General features: G+C 72.3%; 18 protein-coding genes and 1 riboswitch. Of the genes, 12 read left to right on the top strand and 6 right to left on the bottom strand.

All coding sequences use genetic code 11. The features are described 5' to 3' along the window. Nucleotides 1-95: 95 nt before the first annotated feature. Nucleotides 96-464: a luciferase domain-containing protein gene (locus IE311_RS25705; protein WP_229902158.1), complete on the top strand. Its 369-nt coding sequence runs from the start codon at nucleotides 96-98 to the stop codon at nucleotides 462-464. A gap of 13 nt (nucleotides 465-477) precedes the next feature. Here IE311_RS25705 and IE311_RS25710 read toward each other — a convergent pair whose 3' ends face one another. Beyond that, a complete protein-coding gene (locus IE311_RS25710) occupies nucleotides 478-1,005 on the bottom strand; it encodes a PaaI family thioesterase (protein ID WP_189834179.1) in 528 nt (175 codons plus the stop codon). A 112-nt stretch (nucleotides 1,006-1,117) separates the two neighbouring features. Between IE311_RS25710 and IE311_RS25715 the strand changes: the two genes are divergently transcribed. From IE311_RS25715 to IE311_RS25735, 5 genes are all read left to right on the top strand, one after another. Next, on the top strand, nucleotides 1,118-1,591 hold the full coding sequence (locus IE311_RS25715; protein WP_189834180.1) for a winged helix-turn-helix transcriptional regulator: 474 nt from the start codon (nucleotides 1,118-1,120) through the stop codon (nucleotides 1,589-1,591). 106 nt (nucleotides 1,592-1,697) lie between these two features. After that, complete coding sequence (locus tag IE311_RS25720; RefSeq protein WP_189834181.1) at nucleotides 1,698-2,585, top strand: YhjD/YihY/BrkB family envelope integrity protein; 888 nt, start codon at nucleotides 1,698-1,700, stop codon at nucleotides 2,583-2,585. A gap of 73 nt (nucleotides 2,586-2,658) precedes the next feature. Further along, nucleotides 2,659-3,954 (top strand): sensor histidine kinase, encoded by a 1,296-nt coding sequence (locus tag IE311_RS25725; protein WP_189834182.1) that lies wholly within the window; start codon nucleotides 2,659-2,661, stop codon nucleotides 3,952-3,954. Further along, nucleotides 3,951-4,631: a response regulator gene (locus IE311_RS25730; RefSeq protein ID WP_189834183.1), complete on the top strand. Its 681-nt coding sequence runs from the start codon at nucleotides 3,951-3,953 to the stop codon at nucleotides 4,629-4,631. Before IE311_RS25725 ends, IE311_RS25730 begins: the two co-directional genes overlap by 4 nt. 160 nt (nucleotides 4,632-4,791) lie before the next feature. Continuing rightward, complete coding sequence (locus IE311_RS25735; protein WP_189834184.1) at nucleotides 4,792-5,301, top strand: NUDIX domain-containing protein; 510 nt, start codon at nucleotides 4,792-4,794, stop codon at nucleotides 5,299-5,301. A 56-nt stretch (nucleotides 5,302-5,357) separates the two neighbouring features. Here the strand turns inward: IE311_RS25735 and IE311_RS25740 are convergent, their stop codons facing one another. Then, complete coding sequence (locus tag IE311_RS25740) at nucleotides 5,358-5,879, bottom strand: AMIN-like domain-containing (lipo)protein (RefSeq protein ID WP_189834218.1); 522 nt, start codon at nucleotides 5,877-5,879, stop codon at nucleotides 5,358-5,360. Nucleotides 5,880-6,136: 257 nt separating this feature from the next. Here IE311_RS25740 and IE311_RS25745 point away from each other — a divergent pair, with 257 nt between their 5' ends. Next, the gene (locus tag IE311_RS25745) at nucleotides 6,137-6,352 is read left to right on the top strand and encodes a hypothetical protein (protein ID WP_229902159.1); all 216 of its coding nucleotides are present in this window, start codon (nucleotides 6,137-6,139) and stop codon (nucleotides 6,350-6,352) included. Nucleotides 6,353-6,474: 122 nt separating this feature from the next. Beyond that, nucleotides 6,475-6,972 carry a peptidylprolyl isomerase gene (locus IE311_RS25750; protein WP_189834185.1) on the top strand — a complete coding sequence of 166 codons (498 nt, stop codon included), beginning with the start codon at nucleotides 6,475-6,477 and terminating at the stop codon, nucleotides 6,970-6,972. A gap of 186 nt (nucleotides 6,973-7,158) precedes the next feature. Here the strand turns inward: IE311_RS25750 and IE311_RS25755 are convergent, their stop codons facing one another. The 3 genes from IE311_RS25755 to IE311_RS25765 form a co-directional block, all read right to left on the bottom strand. Continuing rightward, entirely contained in the window at nucleotides 7,159-7,995 is an 837-nt protein-coding gene (locus IE311_RS25755; RefSeq protein WP_189834186.1) for an NAD(P)H-binding protein, read from the bottom strand. A 130-nt stretch (nucleotides 7,996-8,125) separates the two neighbouring features. Next, nucleotides 8,126-8,374: a type B 50S ribosomal protein L31 gene (locus IE311_RS25760; protein ID WP_189834187.1), complete on the bottom strand. Its 249-nt coding sequence runs from the start codon at nucleotides 8,372-8,374 to the stop codon at nucleotides 8,126-8,128. A 111-nt stretch (nucleotides 8,375-8,485) separates the two neighbouring features. Then, complete coding sequence (locus tag IE311_RS25765) at nucleotides 8,486-11,038, bottom strand: SpoIIE family protein phosphatase (protein WP_229902160.1); 2,553 nt, start codon at nucleotides 11,036-11,038, stop codon at nucleotides 8,486-8,488. A 249-nt stretch (nucleotides 11,039-11,287) separates the two neighbouring features. Here IE311_RS25765 and IE311_RS25770 point away from each other — a divergent pair, with 249 nt between their 5' ends. The 3 genes from IE311_RS25770 (at nucleotide 11,288) to IE311_RS25780 (ending at nucleotide 14,216) form a co-directional block, all read left to right on the top strand. Then, nucleotides 11,288-12,052, top strand: coding sequence for an alpha/beta fold hydrolase (locus IE311_RS25770; protein WP_189834189.1), 765 nt, complete (start codon nucleotides 11,288-11,290; stop codon nucleotides 12,050-12,052). 184 nt (nucleotides 12,053-12,236) lie between these two features. Further along, nucleotides 12,237-12,833 carry an LURP-one-related/scramblase family protein gene (locus IE311_RS25775; RefSeq protein WP_189834190.1) on the top strand — a complete coding sequence of 199 codons (597 nt, stop codon included), beginning with the start codon at nucleotides 12,237-12,239 and terminating at the stop codon, nucleotides 12,831-12,833. Between the two features lie 93 nt (nucleotides 12,834-12,926). Then, complete coding sequence (locus tag IE311_RS25780) at nucleotides 12,927-14,216, top strand: alpha/beta family hydrolase (RefSeq protein ID WP_189834191.1); 1,290 nt, start codon at nucleotides 12,927-12,929, stop codon at nucleotides 14,214-14,216. Here the strand turns inward: IE311_RS25780 and IE311_RS25785 are convergent. Further along, a complete protein-coding gene (locus IE311_RS25785) occupies nucleotides 14,210-15,100 on the bottom strand; it encodes a LysM peptidoglycan-binding domain-containing protein (RefSeq protein ID WP_189834192.1) in 891 nt (296 codons plus the stop codon). The two genes, IE311_RS25780 and IE311_RS25785, sit on opposite strands and share 7 nt — an antisense overlap. Nucleotides 15,101-15,104: 4 nt before the next feature. Continuing rightward, nucleotides 15,105-15,288, bottom strand: a riboswitch (cyclic di-AMP (ydaO/yuaA leader). A gap of 342 nt (nucleotides 15,289-15,630) precedes the next feature. Here IE311_RS25785 and IE311_RS25790 point away from each other — a divergent pair. Beyond that, nucleotides 15,631-16,299, top strand: coding sequence for a DUF6197 family protein (locus tag IE311_RS25790; protein ID WP_189834193.1), 669 nt, complete (start codon nucleotides 15,631-15,633; stop codon nucleotides 16,297-16,299). The last annotated feature ends 18 nt before the right edge of the window (nucleotides 16,300-16,317 follow it).

Below are 16,317 nucleotides of genomic sequence, written 5' to 3' on the forward strand. Positions count from 1 at the left end.
CACACCGCCCCTGCTCGGGGCGTGTTTCACGCCTGAGCGGGATTCTTCCCGCAGGACGCTTGTGCGCGGCCCCCGGGCCCGGCACGCTCCTCCGTATGAACACGGCCAGGCATGCCAGTGAACGTCTGATGAGCTGGCCCTCGCTGACCCCCGGTCGCGCCCATTGCGGCGCAGAGATCGGACTGGGTACGGCGACGGAGGAGATCGTGCATTTCCACGGTGAACACGAGGCCGACGTCCACCTCACCCGCGCCATGGTCGCGAAACTGCGTCCGGCGCTGCTGGGGTCGAGCGCGGTCCGTCTCCGGGCCGGCTCGGGCTGGGTGACGGTCCGTCTGGACATGGGGTCGGACATCGATCTGCTCGCCACCCTGGTGAGCGCTGCCCTCCAGGCGAACGGCGTTCCCGACGTCGCCCCGGACGGCTGCACCCGGACCCGCCCGGTCACGGGGATCATCCGCTGAGCCGGGCGCGCCCCTACGCGCGCGTGCCTCCGGAACCCTCTCCCTGACCCGATCCGGGGACGGGGAACAGCATGCACGTGCTGGTCGCGTGGGCGAGCAGCCGGTCCTCGGCGTCGTACAGGCCCGCCTCCGCGAGCGCGGTCCTGCGCCCCCGCGACAGCACCGTGCCGATCGCCCGCACCTTGCCGGTATCGGTCGTGATCGGCCGGAGGAAGCGGGTCGAGAGGTCGAGCGAGGTGTACGCCGTGCCCTGCGGGAGGGTCGAGTGGACCGCGCAGCCGGCCGCCGAGTCCAGCAGGGTCGCGTACACGCCGCCGTGCACACTGCCGATCGGGTTGTAGTGCTCCTCGCCCGGCTCCAGGACGAACACCGCCCGTCCTTCCTCGACCTCCTCCAGGCCGAAGCCGAGGAGCGCGGCGATCGGGGGACCGGGCAGCCGTCCGGCCACCATCTCCCGCAGGAAGTCGAGCCCCGCCATGCTGCCGGCGGCCCGCGCGGTGGCCCCGGCGTCCTCCCACTCAACCGTGCGCGACCGCCCCATGACCACTCTCCACCCGCCGCGGCCGGCTGACTCCCAGCTGGCTCTGTACTGCGAAGCTAGCCGTCCCGAAAGCTGACTGTCAACGACGCAGTCAGGTGGCTACAGTGTGACGATGAACTGGCTGGAGACGGACACGGAGAACTGCCCGGTTCGCCGCGCCCTGGACCTCGTGGGCGAGAAGTGGTCCCTGCTGATCCTGCGGGACGCCTTCAACGGCGTCCGCCGCTACGACGAAATCCGCCGGCACCTCGGGCTCTCCGAGGCGGTCCTCGCCGACCGCCTCCGCAAGCTGGTCTCGGCCGGTGTACTGCGGGCGGAGCCGTACCGCGAACCCGGCTCCCGGACCCGGTACGAGTACCGGCTCACCCCCAAGGGCGTCGACCTCTGGCCCGTGCTCCTCGCCCTCAAACAGTGGGGCGACACCCACGCCGGGGAACCCGAGGGCCCCGTCCTGGACATCCGGCACACGGACTGCGGAGCCCCCGTCCGCGTCGTCGTCCAGTGCGAGGACGAGGAACGGGCCACGCTCAGCGCCCGCGAGGTCACCGTCCGCCCCGGCCCCGGAGCACGGCCGATCCACCCCTGAGACCGATCATCGGGAGGGCGTCCGACGCCTCGGACCGGACGGGCCAGGCACCCGTTCGGCCGTACGTCTGCGATGCCCCGCCGTCCGGCCGGGTACCTCACGAGGCATGCCCTCCACACCCGGTCCGCCGCACGACGGTGCCCCCACCGAACACGGCCACTGGTTCCAACGGCTCCACGCCCGCGTCCTCGCCTCGCCCGTCGGGCTCGCGTGGAACCGCGGACGCGCCATGGAACTCATGCACCGAGCCATGGGCTTCGCGGCGCTCAGCCTGCTCACCCTCGTGCCCCTGCTCATCGTCGTGGCCGCCGCCGACCTCGCCAGCGGCCAGGGATTCGCCCGCTGGCTCGTGCAGGGACTGGGAGTCTCCGAGGTCTCGCAGGAGGAGGTCGAACGGCTCTTCGGCCAGCCGGGACAGGCCCTGCAACGCACCACCGCCTTCGGCCTCGCCGCGCTCGCCGCCTTCGGCGTCACCTTCGGATCCGCCGTACAGACCGGGTACGAGCGGGTCTGGGACCTCCCCACCGCCCGCTGGCACACCATGTGGCGGCACGTCGTCTGGCTGGCCGTCCTCATCGCCTGTCTGCTGGTCTTCGTGGCCAATCCCGCACCGGCCGACGCGCCCGCAGTGGTCACCGGCGTCGTCGCGCTCGCCGACCTCGTCGGCACCTTCTTCTTCTTCTGGTGGTCGCAGCGCTTCCTGCTCTGCGGGCGCATCCGCTGGCGAGCCCTCGTGCCCGGAGCCGCCCTCACGGCGCTGGGCCTCCTGGGGCTGCGGATCTTCTCCCAACTGGTGTTCTCCCCGCTCATCGCCTCGAACGCGGTGACGTACGGCCAGTTCGGCACCGTCCTCGTCCTCCAGTCCTGGCTGGTCGGCGTCGGCTTCGTCGTGTACGGCGGTGCCCTCGTCGGCCGCCTGGTCCACGAGCACCTCCTCCGGCGCCGTATGCGCCGCGAAGGCGTCACCGTCACCTGGTCCCGCCGGTTCCGGTGACGACGGCTGTCACCCCGGGTCGTACACCCCGGGTCCGATGCCCCGGACGCGGGCCGCCCTTTACGATCACCGCATGTCCGTCACCCCGTCAGCTCCGTTCCTCAGAAGAGTCACCCCCGACGGATGGGCCGCGATCGCCTGGCTCGCGGGCATGGTCTTCACCGCACTCCTCCGCATCCGACTGCCAGGCCAGGACGAGGCGGACGTCATGCCCGGAGTGGTCATCGTGCGCTGGGACGGCCTCCTCATGCTGTTCCTCGCCACCGCCCTCGCCCTGCGCGGCAGCGCGCTCCTGACCAGCCGTCCGGCAGCGGCCCTGAGGTACCTCCTGGTAGCCGCAGTGCTCGGCAGCAACCCACTCGGTGTCATGGCCATCCCGGCCGCGCAGTACCTCGCCGTGGACGTCGCCCTCTACGCCATCGCCGCCGCCCGCCCGCCCCGTGAGGCGGGCAGGGCGCTCCTGCTCTCCCTCGGCGTCCTCTTCGGCCACCTGGCGGTCCGCCTGCTCGCGGGCTGGAGCGTCGCCACCACCAGCGCGCTGGCCGTCGCCCTCACCGCCGTCGTGGCCTGGCTGCTCGGCCGCTCGGAGCAGCAGAGCCGGGTGCACGCCGAACGGACCCGTGCTCAGAGCGCCGCACAGGCCGTCACCTCCGAACGGCTCAGGATCGCCCGCGAGATGCACGATTCGGTCGCCCACAGCATCGGCATCGTCGCCCTCCAGGCCGGCGCCGCGCGCCGGGTCATCGAGACACAGCCCGAGCAGGCCCGGCAGGCCCTCGGCGAGATCGAGACGGCCAGCCGCGAGACCCTGGCCGGACTGCGCCGCATGCTCGGCGCGCTGCGCACCGACGAGCCGGGCGACCCCGGCACACGACCCGCCGAGGGCGCGGGGCTGCCCGAGATGCCCGGCCTCGCCGTTCTCGACCGGCTCGCCGAGGTCACCGCGGCCGCCGGTGTCCGTGTCGCGGTCCGGCGCGTCGGCGAACCCCGCCCGCTCCCGCAGGACATCGACCTCTCCGCCTTCCGTCTCGTCCAGGAGTCCGTGACCAACGTCGTACGGCACTCGGGCGCCGACTCCTGCACGGTCACCGTCGACCAGCAGGACCCCGGAGCCCTCGTCGTCACCGTCGAGGACCACGGTCCCGGCCCTCGACGCGAACGGGACCGGGACGGCGACGGCGGCCGTGACCGCGCCCACGACCAGGACCGCGACCGGGTCCCCTCCGGAGGCGGATCGGGCTACGGTCTCGTCGGGATGCGGGAGCGCGTCACCCTGTTGCACGGAGAGTTCACCGCGGGACCCCGCCCCGGCGGCGGCTTTCGCGTCACCGCCCGCCTTCCCCTCCCGGCAGGAGCCGTCACCCGATGAGCACGAATACCACCGAGCCCACCGTCCGGGTCGTCCTCGCCGACGACCAGCCCCTGGTGCGCACAGCGCTCCGGATGGTCATGACCGACACCACCGACCTCGTCGTCACGGGCGAGGCGGCGGACGGTGCCGAGGCCGTCCGTCTCGTCGAGGAGACGGGCGCCGACGTCGTCGTCATGGACCTGCGCATGCCCGGTACGGACGGCATCGAGGCGACCCGCCTCATCACCGCTGGCTCCAGCGGGGCCCGGGTGGTCGTGCTCACCACGTTCGACGACGACGACCACGTGTACGGAGCGCTGCACGCGGGCGCGTCCGGGTTCCTGGTCAAGGACATGGCCCTGGACGACATCCTCGCCGCGGTCCGTGTCGTCGCCTCGGGCGACGCCCTGATCGCCCCCAGCGTCACCCGGCGACTCATCAAGGAGTTCACCGACCGGCCTAAGTCCGTCCCCGCGGCGCCCCGACGTCGCGCCGAGGGGATCACCGACCGCGAGCGCGAGGTCCTCACGCTGGTCGGGCGGGGTCTCTCCAACACGGAGGTCGCCGCCGAACTCCACATCAGTGTCGCCACCGCCAAGACCTATGTGACCCGGCTGCTCGCCAAACTGGACGCACGCGACCGTGTGCAGCTGGTCATCATCGCGTACGAGGCGGGCCTGGTCTCAGCTGCCTGACGGCGGAGTGCGGTGGGGACGGGCGCGCGGGCAGCGACGGCGTGTGCCCGGCGGGAAAGTGATCACACGATCCGGTGATCCGCCCACGAGAGGCCGGGAGCCGTCCCCCCGACCGCTTGGATGTGGGTGATCCCATCGGCCCGTCGAAAGAGAGCCGCCCATGGCGAACATCTGGCTGCCGCCCGTCGAGTACGTCGCGACCCTGCCGAGAGCGACGGCGTACGCCTGCCTCTACTTCACCGACACGGGGGGCCGCCCCTTCCAGCTGCGGGCCAGCTACCGCGCCGAGCTGTGGCAGTGGCCCGGCGGGAACATGGACCCGGGGGAGACCCCCTGGGAGACGGCGGTGCGCGAGTGCCGCGAGGAGACCGGGATCAGCTTCACCGGCGAACCGCGGCTCCTCGGCACCCACTTCGTCACCGACCGCGGCGACGACTGGCCCGCCAACCACATCGGCTTCGTCTTCGACGGCGGTGAGCTGACGGACGAGCAGATCGCCGGTGTCGTCCTCGACCCCGAGGAGCACAGCGCGTACAGCATCCGCACGCTCGAGGAGTGGGAGCGGGAGATGGAGCCGCGCGAGTTCGCCCGCCTCGCGGGCATCGACCGGGCCCGCAGGACCGGCAGGCCGCTGTACCTGGAGACCGGCCCCGACGGAGACCGGGCATAGAGGCACGGGGGCGGGTGCCGCCGCTCGGAACGACACCCGCCCCCGTGCCCGGTCGTTCAGACGCGACAGCCCACCGGGTGGGCGAAGTCGACCACGAAGCGCTCCGGGGAGTGCAGCCGGAAGGTCTTGTAGGCGGGTTTGGTGTCGAAGGCGGCTCCGATGGAGACCACGCCCTCGAAGTCGCCGGTCAGGGCGACCCCCTTGAGCGTGGGCAGATGGATCTTCAGCAGCCGGGGTCCCTGGTACACGGACTTTCCGGCGTCGTCGTGGGCGGCCGCGGGGGAGAGGCGGATCTCCAGGAAGTACTTCCCCGCCAGCGGGACCTTCTGCCCCGAGCCGTCGTAGCGCAGTGTGGTGACCGGGTGCACGGTGACCGGGGGCATGACACCCCGTACGTCGATCACCAGTCGGTCGAAGGTGGCGTGGCCGCCCCAGCGGGCGTTGACGACCAGGGCCGTGGCCGGGGTCGTCGGGCTCGGGGAGGGGGCGTGGGCGGCGCCGGCCGGGATCGTGGCGCCGATGCCGGCGGTCAACAGGATTCCCGCGGCGACGGCCGCGAGGGTGTGACGGTGATGCATGACGTCCCCCAATTTCTCCTGCTCCGGGGACAGTGCTGTCACTGACAGAGACATCCACCACAACCATATGGTTCCATCCGATATGGGGTAAATGTGCGAATGATGCGGCAGGGGGGTGGGGGAGGGTGGCGGTTCGCGCGAGGCGAACGGCGGTGGGCGCACCGCGGGGACCCGGGACCGCCGCCGGCCGACCGGATCCGCCGAGGCGGATCCCGCGATGGCCGTAACTCCCCGGCCGCTCAGTAGTTGACCCGGTCATGAAGAAGCGCAGCATGCTCGCCATCGCCTCCCTCGCCGCAGGCGTCGTCACCGCCCTCGTCACCCCTCCGCCGCAGGCCAGCGCGGCCGAGAGCCCGCTGGGCGGCGCCACCGGTCTCCTCCAGGAGGACCAGGGCGTCGAGACCGTCGTCCACGACACCGTCCACGGAGCCGAAGGCGCCCTCCCGGCTCCCGGGACCGGCGGCCTGCTCTGACGATGCCCCGCGCGGCGACCGGTGCCCCGCGCCCCCGACGGGCCGCGGGGCACCGCCACGCCGTGACCCGGGAGGAGGCGGCCCGTGCGCGCGCCGTGCGTGACTAATGACAGGATGTCCCCATGAGCGACAACGTTTACTTCGACATCACCATCAACGACGAGCCCGCGGGCCGGATCACCTTCAAGCTGTTCGACGACGTCGTCCCGAAGACGGCGCAGAACTTCCGCGAGCTCTGCACCGGTGAGCACGGCTTCGGTTACGCCGGCTCCCCGTTCCACCGGGTCATCCCGCAGTTCATGCTCCAGGGTGGCGACTTCACCCGCGGCAACGGCACCGGCGGCAAGAGCATCTACGGCGAGAAGTTCGCCGACGAGAACTTCAAGCTGAAGCACGACCGCCCGTTCCTGCTCTCGATGGCCAACGCCGGCCCGAACAGCAACGGCTCGCAGTTCTTCATCACCACGATCATCACCGACTGGCTCGACGGCAAGCACGTCGTCTTCGGCGAGGTCGTCGAGGGCCAGGACCTGGTCAAGAAGATCGAGGGCCTCGGCTCCCGTTCCGGCGCCACCGCCGCGAGCATCAAGGTCTCCGAGTCGGGCATCGTGAAGGCCTGATCGCCTTCTCGAACTGAGCCCAGGGCGCCGAGCGCCCTTGCTCGACCCACCCGGCCGGGGCGGGGGACGCCGTCCGCGCGACGTGCGTCCCCGCCCTCGCCGAGGACTCCCACGGATTCCCGGACGCCTGCCGGGTGCGGTCACCGGGCTTCCGCCCAGGCCCCGGTACCGGCGGCCGACGCGACCTCAGGCGAAGGCGAGCGCGTTCCGCTCCGCCCACGCCGAGAAGGGGCGCGCCGCCCGGCCGAGGACCCGCTCCACGTCAGGGCTCACCCGCCGCTCCTCCGTGCCGGGCTCACCCATCACCGCCAGCATCCCGTCGACGGCCTCCTCCGGCAGGAATCGCACCAGCTGCGACCTGGCCTCGCTCGCGCTCTGCGCCACGAACGCGACCGGTTCGCCCAACGCTCCGGCGAGAGCCCGCGCCTGCTCGCGCGGTGACACCGCCTCGGGCCCCGTCAGGACGTAGATCCGCCCCGTGTGAGCCGTGCCACGCAGCGCTTCCGCCGCGACCTCGGCGATGTCCGCCGGATCCACCACGGGCAGCGCCACGTCCGCGAACGGGGCCGCCACCGTACGGGCCGAACGTACGGGCTCGGCCCACAGGAAGGCGTTGGAGGCGAAGCCGCCGGGCCGCAGCACGGTCCAGTCGACCCCCGATTCCCGTACCGCCGTCTCGAACGCGCGCAGAATCCCGTGCGACACCGAATCGGGCCGCGTCCCCACCAGTTGCGAGGACTGGAGCACGATCCGCCGCACCCCGGCGGCGACCGCCGCCGCCACGATCCCCCGCGGACTCAGCTCGTCCCCGAGGCCCCCGACGAGCAGATACACCGCCTCCGCGCCCTCGAACAGGTCCTTCAGGCCGTCCACATCGGCCAGATCCCCCTGTCGGTGCGTCACCCCGGCGGGCAGTCCCGCGGCCGGCCGCCGGCTCACCGCCGTCACCTGCTCACCGGCCGCGGCCAGCAGCTCCACCAGCGGTCGTCCGACGTTTCCGGTCGCTCCGGTCACCACGATCACAGCTGTTCCCCTCCAGGGAGTCCTCGGCGGAGCACCAGCGCTCCGCCGTCTTCATGACCTCATCCTGGAAGGCGAACCGGCCATCTTCTGGCCACTTTCACCGAGGCGAATCCGAGGGGTGTCCGCAGCCTCAGCTCTCCTCGCCGAAACGCCGTTCGAACTTGGCGATCCGGCCCTCCGAGTCCACCGTCCGCGCCGTGCCCGTGTAGAACGGGTGGCTCTCGGAGGAGATCTCGACATCGATCACGGGGTACGTGTTGCCGTCGTCCCATTCGATGGTGCGGTCGCTGGTCGCGGTGGACCGGGTCAGAAAGGCGTACCCGGCCGTGCGGTCACGGAAGACCACCGGGCCGTACTCGGGCTGCTTGTCCTGCTGCACGTGTCCTCCTCGGGCTCCCGCCCTGACTCGTCCGGCCTGATCGGCACGGCACCCCCAGCCTCCCCGCGCCCGCGCCGGCCGACCAGCGCCACGGGCCCGACCGGGTGATCCTCAGCGATGCTTCGGCCAGCGGGCCGCGAGCAGCAGGGCGATGTCATCAGGGCGGGACGTGGCCTGCCGGGCCTCCCGGGTCATCCGGTCCGCCGCCTCGGCGAGCGGCAGCGAACCGGTCGCCGCGAGCGCCCGGCGCAATTGCTCGATCCCCTCGTCGATGTCCCGGCCCGGCTGCTCCACCAGGCCGTCCGTGAACAGCGCGAGCACCGCGCCGGGAGCCAGCCGGAGCCGCGTCACCGGGTACGAGGCACGGTCGTCGATCCCGAGCACCATCCCGCCCGCGAGTTCCACCACCTCCGTCGTCCCGTCGGGTTGCAGCAGCAGCGGCTGCGGATGCCCGGCCCGTACGCCCCGCAGTTCCCCCGTCCTCGGGTCGAGCAGTACATAGCAACAACTCGCGAACTGCCCGGGATCCAGGTCGATCAGCAGCCGGTTGGTGCCCCGCATCACGTCCTGCGGCCGGTGCCCGGCCAACGCGAAGGCGCGCACCGCGCTCCGCAGCTGCCCCATCGTGGCGGCGGCCGCGACCCCGTGCCCCTGGACGTCGCCGATCACGAGCGCGAGGCGTCCGTGCCCCGTCTCGACCACGTCGTACCAGTCCCCGCCGACGTCCATGCCCTGCGTACCCGGCAGATAGCGGCCGACCGTGTCCACTCCCTCCCACACCGGCAGCCGGTGCGGAAGCAGCGCGTCCTGGAGTCCCCGTGCGACCGCCGACTCCGTGTCGTACCGCTGCGCCCGCTCCAGAGCCTGCGCGATGAGCCCCGCGAGCGCCGTGAGGACGGCCCGCTCCTCCGGACTGAAGCCGCGGGGCCGGTCGAAGCCGAGGATGCAGGAGCCCACCGGCCGGCCCGAGGCGATCAGCGGCAGGAACGCCCGCGCCCCCGAATGGGCGTCCAGCGGCAGACCCGGATACGTCCGGCTCAGCTGCTCCATCGACTCGAAGAACAGCGGCCTGCCCGTCGTCAGCGTCTCCACCCCGGGCACATGCTCGTCCAGGGCCACCCCGTCGAAGGGCTCCAGGAAACCCGGCGGGAAGCCGGTCTCCCAGGCCAGGTACAACCGCCGGTCGCTCAACAGGTAGATGGCCAGCTGCCGCCCGCCGAACGCGGGCAGCAGTTCCTCCGTGACCACCGCCGACACCTGGCGGGCCGTCACGGCCTCGGACAGCGCGATCGCCAGGGCCACCGGCCGGTACAGGGCCGAGACCCGGTCGTCGGCCAGGGACAGGCTGTCGTCCTTCTGTCCGGCGGCTCCGGAACTCCGCGGGAGCTGCACCGGTTCGTCCTCCGGGACCAGCACCATCGTCAGCCCGTCCCGGCCCGGATGGAGGGAGACCGTCAGCCACCGGCCCTGCTCGGGGCGGGCCAGGAAGCGCGCCGGCTCACCGGAGATGAGGGCCGCGCGCAGCTGCTCCTCGTGGAAGGGGAGGCTGAACCAGGGCAGCGCCTCCCACAGCGGGCGCCCGGCCAGGGCCCCGCGGGGGCGTCCGAGCAGCCGCTCCGTGCGCTCGTTGACGTAGGTGACGCGTCCGAGCCGGTCGATCGCCAGGATCGCCCGCGGCAGTCGGTCCGTGGCGTCGGAGCCGATCAGGCCCGTGCCGAGGTCGACAAGGGTGCAGGTGAGCCGCAGACCCGTGTGGGTGCCCCACGCGTGGTTCCCGCTCGGCACTTCCGACGGGCTCCTGCGCGCCCGGGTGGAGACCTCCAGCAGGTGGAGTCCGCCGTCGGGTCCTTTCAGCCGGATCCGGCGTACCACCGGACGTCCGTCCGGTCCCGTGGCCTGCCGGGCCGCCGCCCACAGGGCGTACCCGTCCTCCGGCTCCAGGAGCGCCGTCAGGACGTCGATCGGGCAGGGCGAGGGCACCTCGGCACCGAGGATCCCCAGGAGCCCGGCGTCCATCGTGACCATGCCGGAGTCCAGGTCCCAGTCGAAGGAACCGAAGCGGACCGGTGGCGCCCCCGCGGTGGACTGCTGCACGCAGACCGGGTCACCGGGCCACTCGACGGTCGTCCCCTGACGGGAGAGGTCGGCCAGGGCCGCGCCGAGGCTCAGCGCCCCCTGCGTCATCAGGGTCCGGTCCCGGCCGTCCACCGGAACCCCGGGGGTCGGCGGTCGCAGCGCGACGAGCACCCCGAAGCGCTCGCGGCCCGCGACGACCGGGGCGTACAGCGAGGCGAAGGGGAACGGCAGACTCGCCACGAGCTGGGGGAACCGCCGCATCGCCTCCTCGACGTCGGGGAGGTGCACGGACTGGCCCGAGCGGTGCACCTCGGCGATGGGGAACGGCCGGTTGGTGTGCATCCGCCACCACGGACGGAACAGGGGCCCCGGCAGTCCGACCAGGACCGCGAGCCGTAGCAGCCCGGGCGTTCCGGAGCGCAGATACACCCCTCCGGCATAGCCGCCCACCTGCTCGACCGCCCGGAGCGCCGACTCCGCGAGAGTCCAGGTCAGGGCACCGGAAGCGGGCCCGTCGGCGGCTCCGTTCTGGGACGGACGCCCGGTACCGCCGGCCGGGCCGGGGCCGGGCGTGCCGTGCGAGGTCACACAGCCAGGATGCGCCCGACTGGAAAGGCCCCGCATCCCGGACCGGGCTCCACGGTCCCCGGACGGGAGCGCGGTGAGGCCCGGAGGGGCGCGTCGTGGTGGCCGCCGGGGCCGGTCGGGGGGCTCGGAGGGGCGCGTCGTGGTGCCCGGAGCGCGACGGTGTTGACCGCACGCGCTCGCACCGTCACACTCGGTCGTCGACCGGCGCCGCAGGCGCGTGGCGCCACCACCTCATGACCAGGGAGCACGATGACGGGCCGGGTTCTTCCGTACGACGTACAAGGCGACGGCCCTCGGCGGGCCCTCGTACTGCACAACTGGTTCGGCGACCGCACCAGCTTCGCCCCGCTGCGCACCCATCTGAACGATGCCACCGGCTCGTACGCCTTCGTCGACTGCCGGGGCTACGGCGAGGCCCTCGACCATCCGGGGGAGTACACGATGGAGGAGGTCGCGGCCGACGCCCTCGCGGTCGCCGACGACCTCGACTGGGATTCCTTCTCCGTCATCGGCCATTCGATGGGCGGCAAGGCCGCCCAGCTGATGCTCCTCGACGCCCCCGACCGGGTCCGCTCGATCATCGGGATCTCACCCGTGTCGGCGGCCGGCTTCCCCCTCGACGGAGAGACCTGGGAGCTCTTCGCCGGCGCCGCCGCGGAGCCCGCCAACCGGCGCGCGATCATCGACAACACCACCGGCGGCCGGTACGACGACGCCTGGCTGGGCGCCCTCGTCGAGCGCTCCGTCGGGCGGTCCTCCGCGACGGCCTTCCGCGCCTACCTGGACTCCTGGTCGCGCACGGACTTCCACGAGCGCGTCCGGGACAACCCCGTCCCCGTGCTGCTCGTCGTCGGCGCCCACGACCCCGCGCTCGGCACCGAGGCGATGGAGGCGACCTGGCTGCGCTGGTACCCGAACGCCCGCCTCGAGGTCCTGAAGGACGCCGGCCACTACGCGCCCGAGGAGACCCCGGGAGCCCTCGCCGAGGCCATCGAGGCGTTCCTCGCCGCCTGACGCCGGAGCGTCGCCCGGCCGGTCGGGGCCTCCTCCGACGGGTCGGCGCGCCCCGTCATCCGAAGGTCGTGGGAGGTGACGACTTTCGAGGACAGCGGTGCGGCCCCTCTGCACCTGATCATCGTGCTCACGACCTCATGGGACGGTCCGCCGCGACCGTCCCCGATCAGCAGGAGCACGTTCGATGGGCCTCGCGCAGACGCAGCACCGCTTCCTCGTCCGGCAGAAGGTGACGCTCATGGCCAATCGCTATCTGGTGCACACCATGGGCCCCGACGGTGCGGAGGACGAACTCGTCGCCTTCGCCCACCAGAAGAGACTGGCCCTCAAGGAGCACGTCACCTTCTACACGGACGAGTCCCAGCGCCAGGTTCTCTTCACCTTCCGGGCCCGCCAGGTGCTCGACCTCGGCGCCACCTATGACGTGCACGGTGCCTCCGGAAGCCGGCTGGGAAGCTTCCGCAAGAACTTCGGCGCGTCCCTGCTCCGGAGCACCTGGCACCTGAGCCGACAGGACGCCGATGAGGAGATGACGGGGCAGGAGCGGAACGAGCGGGTGGCGCTGCTGCGACGCGCCTGGGAGTTCCTGCCCTTCACCGACTTCGTCCCCTTCTTCGTGCCGTACCACTTCGACTTCACCGCCTCGGGCCGGACCGTGATGACCGTCGACAAGCTCTTCGGTCTGCGTGACCGGTACGTGGTCGACATAGCGGACCCCGGGCTCGACCGTCGCCTCGCCATAGCCCAGGCGGTCGCCCTGGACGCGCTGCAGTCCCGCTGAGCGCCGGCCGTCCTACCCTGGAGAGACGGGCGGGGGACGGGGCACTCCGGACCTCCCCGCGCCCGGGCCGTGGAGGCGGAAGGGCGGCGGGCCATGTACTTCAGCGATCGCACCGACGCGGGGCGGCAGCTCGCGGCCCGTCTCGACCACTTCAAGGGCCATGACGTCGTGGTTCTCGGGCTGCCACGGGGTGGGGTGCCGGTGGCCTCGGAAGTGGCCGACGCGCTCGACGCTCCGCTCGACATCTGTCTCGTGCGGAAGCTGGGCGTGCCCCAGCAGCCGGAGCTCGCGATGGGAGCGCTCGGCGAGGGCGGCGTTCGGGTGGTGAACGAGCGGGTACTGCGCGAGGCGGGGGTCGACGCGCGCGACCTCGCCGCGGTCGAGGAGCGCGAGCACATCGAGCTCGACCAGCGGGCCCGGCGTTACCGGGGCAGCAGACCCTCGGTGCCCCTCGAAGGCCGGACGGTGCTCGTCGTCGACGACGGCCTGGCCACCGGTGCCACGGCGCTGGCCGCCTGCCGGGTGGTGCGGGCCAGGGGCGCCGCACGGATCGTGCTCGCGGTGCCGGTGGCGCCGCGGGGCTGGACGGCCCGGCTCGGCGGCGAGGCGGACGAGACCGTGAGCGTCCACACGCCGGAGCTGTTCTACGCCATCGGGCAGTTCTACCGGGACTTCTCGCAGACGCCGGACGGGGAGGTCGTCGCCTGCCTGGACCGGAACCGGGCGGGACGCGATCCGATCGTCCGGGACACCACCGTACGGATCCCCATGGCCACCGGTGTCGCGCTCTCGGGACGGCTCGCGGTGCCCGAGAGCGCCCTCGGCATCGTCCTGTTCGCCCACGGCAGTGGCAGTAGCCGGCACAGCCCCCGGAACCGTGCGGTGGCGGCGGCGCTCAACCGGGCGGGACTGGGGACGCTGCTGTTCGACCTGCTGACCGAGGCCGAGGCGGTCGACCGGGCGCATGTCTTCGACACCCCGCTGCTCGCGGGCAGGCTGACCCGCGCCACGGAGTGGGTGGCCGAGCGGCAGGAGGGCGACGGACTGCCACTCGGCTACTTCGGCGCGAGTACGGGAGCGGCCGCCGCGCTGTGGGCGGCGGGCGATCCCGACTCCTCCGTGGCCGCCGTCGTCTCACGCGGCGGCCGGCCGGACCTCGCGGCCGACCACCTGGCCAGGGTGACGGCGCCGACGCTCCTGGTGGTGGGGGGCAGGGACGCGCTGGTCCTGGACCTCAACCGGCGGGCCCGGTCGCTGCTGCGCTGCGAGAGCCGGCTGGCCGTCGTGGACGGTGCCACGCATCTCTTCGAGGAGCCGGGCGCCCTGGAGGAGGTGGCGGAGCTCGCCACCTCCTGGTTCACCGGGCACTTCCGGGGTCAGTAGGCCCCGTTGACGTTGTCGATGGAGCCGTAGCGGTCGGCCGCGTAGTTGCAGGCTGCGGTGATGTTGGCGATCGGGTCGAACAGGTCCATCGACGTGCCGGGCACGTGATAGGCCAGGAAGGTCGGCTCGATGACCTGGAGGAGACCCTTCGAGGGGGTGCCCGCCACGGCGTTGGAGTCCCAGAGGTTGATGGCCTGCGGGTTTCCGGAGGACTCCCGCATGATGTTGCGGTGGATCCCCTCGTAGGAGCCGGGGATGCCGCGCTGGGCCATGATGGCCAGCGACTCCCGGATCCAGCCGTCGAGGTTGTTCGCGTACTGGGTGGCGGCGACGGGAGCGGCCTGGACCGCGGCGGCCGCGGCGGGAGCGGCGGCGGAGGCACCCGTGTTGGCGGCGGCGCTCCGGCGCTCGGAGCGGCTCGCCCGATCGGTCGTCGAGGTCTTCTCGGCGGTCGTCCGGGTGGCCTTCTTCGGCTGCGCGGGGGCGGCCTTCGCGGAACCCGGACGAAGTGTCAGTTCAAGACCGGGGTGAATAAGTGACGGGTTGTCACCCACGGCGCTCTTGTTGGCCCGGTAAAGCCCCTTCCAGCCGCCCTGAATTCCCTTCTTCTGTGCGATCAGGGAAAGCGAGTCACCGCCGACGACGGTGTAGGTGCGCGCGGCGGCCGGGGCTGCGGGAGCCTGGGGGACGGCCTTCACTGCGACCGGGGACGCGGGGGCGGCGGCGGCCCGGGCGGCGATTTCCGGGGCACCGGACACCGGGGCGGCGCCGGCCACGGCCGGGGCGATCAGCGGGAGGGCAAGGGCGGCTCCACCTGTGCCGACCAGCGCGAGTCCACGCGAGACGGGGCGGCGGGGGCGGCGGTGCTTACCGTGAGCAGGCATGACGGATTCCTCTCCGGCGCCTTCGGGGTGAGCTGTCGGGTTCGGACTGGAGATGTCCGGCCGCGCGCACGCGGCTTCACCCCGAGCCGTTCCGGAATCCGGGCCGGCGTATTCGTGGGTCCCCCGCTCCTGCCGTCGGGTGAAAGGGAGGTATTTCGAGCAGTGGCAGGATTCGGCGATCCGCTCGAATGGAGGTGACCGTAGGCCAGTAATGCGACGGATAACAAGAGGACGACGGCCCGGCGCCCGGGAAAAGGATCACGGAATTCGCCGAATTCAAGATCGAACGAATCTCCCGAGCGCTGAACTTCCTTGCGCCGCCCGGCGTGCGCGGACTGCGGCCGCCGGGGTGTTCCGGGGAAAGTGAGTCGCATCACCAGGTACTCAATGTCCGAATCCGCACCATAATTCTGAAAATAGGGAAGTGGGATGTAAAGGGCCGATCAGACGGGTGTGCACTCAAGGGCAAAAGTCGCAAAACCGACATTCGTCATGAAAGATGGAGCCACCCCGACCGAGGAGCCACCCGAATGTCGCCCTCCGCCCCCCTGCTCAGCCCCGACACCCTCGACCGCGAAGCCGTGGCGCTCTACGAGAGCGCCACCTGGCAGCGCATCGTCACGGACTGGACCGAAGACCCCGCTCCTGTGTCCGCCCTCGCCTCCACCCCCACGCGCACCCCCCTCCTCGCGCCCGCGCCGACGCCCGTCGACGCACCGGGCGCGGAGAGCTGGAGAGAGCTGCTCTCCGTGCCGGTGGACCGGCTGGTCGCCGAGGCGCTCGACGCGCTTCCGCCGTCCCTGCCCGGCGAGCGCCGGCTCCCCGGCCGGATCGGGGCCGTCCTGCCCGACCGGCTGCACGCCTGGCGCCGTATCGGCAGTCCCGGCCTGAAGCCCTCCGTGCACCTCGGCTACGCGCGCCTCGTGCTGACGGAGTGGGGCTGGCAGAACGCGCCGTACAAGCTGCGGGACGCGCGCGGTGCCCGGTGTGTCTGCGGCGCCCTGCTCGCCGCCCACCGCCTCGGCTACGGCAGTGCGACGACGATGAACGAGGCGGCCGCCTGGATCATGACCGAACTCCGCTCGCGGGGGTGGGGCGAGCTCATCGGGCCGTGGAACCGGGCCCCCGGCCGCACCGCCGCCGACGCCGTGGCGCTCCTCGATGCCACGATCCTGCGGGCGGCGCAGGCCGGCCACTGACGGTCTCTCCCCGGTGGG

Origin of the sequence: Streptomyces zaomyceticus (assembly GCF_014656215.1) — a bacterium.
In the GTDB taxonomy this organism is placed as follows: domain Bacteria; phylum Actinomycetota; class Actinomycetes; order Streptomycetales; family Streptomycetaceae; genus Streptomyces; species Streptomyces zaomyceticus.

Bases quoted from the DNA above. Each gene is read 5' to 3' on its own strand.
- IE311_RS25740 (WP_189834218.1), bottom strand. From the start codon at position 5,879: ATGCATCACCGTCACACCCTCGCGGCCGTCGCCGCGGGAATCCTGTTG.
- IE311_RS25720 (WP_189834181.1), top strand. From the start codon at position 1,698: ATGCCCTCCACACCCGGTCCGCCGCACGACGGTGCCCCCACCGAACAC.
- IE311_RS25725 (WP_189834182.1), top strand. From the start codon at position 2,659: ATGTCCGTCACCCCGTCAGCTCCGTTCCTCAGAAGAGTCACCCCCGAC.
- IE311_RS25790 (WP_189834193.1), top strand. From the start codon at position 15,631: ATGTCGCCCTCCGCCCCCCTGCTCAGCCCCGACACCCTCGACCGCGAA.
- IE311_RS25780 (WP_189834191.1), top strand. From the start codon at position 12,927: ATGTACTTCAGCGATCGCACCGACGCGGGGCGGCAGCTCGCGGCCCGT.
- IE311_RS25710 (WP_189834179.1), bottom strand. From the start codon at position 1,005: ATGGGGCGGTCGCGCACGGTTGAGTGGGAGGACGCCGGGGCCACCGCG.
- IE311_RS25705 (WP_229902158.1), top strand. From the start codon at position 96: ATGAACACGGCCAGGCATGCCAGTGAACGTCTGATGAGCTGGCCCTCG.
- IE311_RS25770 (WP_189834189.1), top strand. From the start codon at position 11,288: ATGACGGGCCGGGTTCTTCCGTACGACGTACAAGGCGACGGCCCTCGG.
- IE311_RS25775 (WP_189834190.1), top strand. From the start codon at position 12,237: ATGGGCCTCGCGCAGACGCAGCACCGCTTCCTCGTCCGGCAGAAGGTG.
- IE311_RS25785 (WP_189834192.1), bottom strand. From the start codon at position 15,100: ATGCCTGCTCACGGTAAGCACCGCCGCCCCCGCCGCCCCGTCTCGCGT.
- IE311_RS25750 (WP_189834185.1), top strand. From the start codon at position 6,475: ATGAGCGACAACGTTTACTTCGACATCACCATCAACGACGAGCCCGCG.
- IE311_RS25745 (WP_229902159.1), top strand. From the start codon at position 6,137: ATGAAGAAGCGCAGCATGCTCGCCATCGCCTCCCTCGCCGCAGGCGTC.
- IE311_RS25735 (WP_189834184.1), top strand. From the start codon at position 4,792: ATGGCGAACATCTGGCTGCCGCCCGTCGAGTACGTCGCGACCCTGCCG.
- IE311_RS25715 (WP_189834180.1), top strand. From the start codon at position 1,118: ATGAACTGGCTGGAGACGGACACGGAGAACTGCCCGGTTCGCCGCGCC.
- IE311_RS25730 (WP_189834183.1), top strand. From the start codon at position 3,951: ATGAGCACGAATACCACCGAGCCCACCGTCCGGGTCGTCCTCGCCGAC.